Raw genomic sequence first — 601 nt, forward strand, 5'->3', positions numbered from 1 at the left:
CGAGTCCCGGCTCATGCCGCGGGCCCGCCTGCTGGTCGAACGCACGGTCCCGGACATCGCCGAGTGGGCGGCGGTGCGGCTCCAGGTCGGCCCGGCCGGCCTGGTCGCCGAGGCCGGTGGGCCCGCGCCCGACCCGCAGCGGCTGGCCGAGCGGATCACCCAGGTGCTGCTCGACGGCGAGGCGCAGTTCAGCGACGACAAGGAGTTCGACGCCGGGTGTGCGGTGCTGCCCCTGGTCGCGAACGGCCGGGTGCTCGGCACGCTCGCGCTGCGGATGGCCCCGGAGCGGCGTACGGCCGCGGCCGAGGCGGACTTCCTGCGGGACCTGGCCGACCGGGCCGGACTGGCCCTGGAGAACGCCCGCCTCTACGAGCAGGAACGGGCCATCGCCCGGACCCTGCAGCGCAGCCTGCTCGCCGGTGACCTGCCCTCGGACCCCCGGTTCGCGGTCGAGACGCACTACCAGGCCGCCGCGCACGACCTCGAGGTCGGCGGTGACTGGTTCGACGCCTTCCTGATCACGCCGGACAAGCTGGCCGTGGTCGTCGGCGACGTGGTCGGCCGCGGCATCGACGCGGCCACCACCATGGGCCAGCTGCGC

General features: G+C 75.5%; 1 protein-coding gene. It reads left to right on the plus strand.

The annotated features are described in order from the left end of the window. The coding region (locus AB0C29_RS32595) for a GAF domain-containing protein (RefSeq protein WP_360828364.1) at positions 1-601 on the plus strand (601 nt) is incomplete at both ends.

Source organism: Actinoplanes sp. NPDC048791, assembly GCF_040650095.1.
Classification (GTDB): domain Bacteria; phylum Actinomycetota; class Actinomycetes; order Mycobacteriales; family Micromonosporaceae; genus Actinoplanes.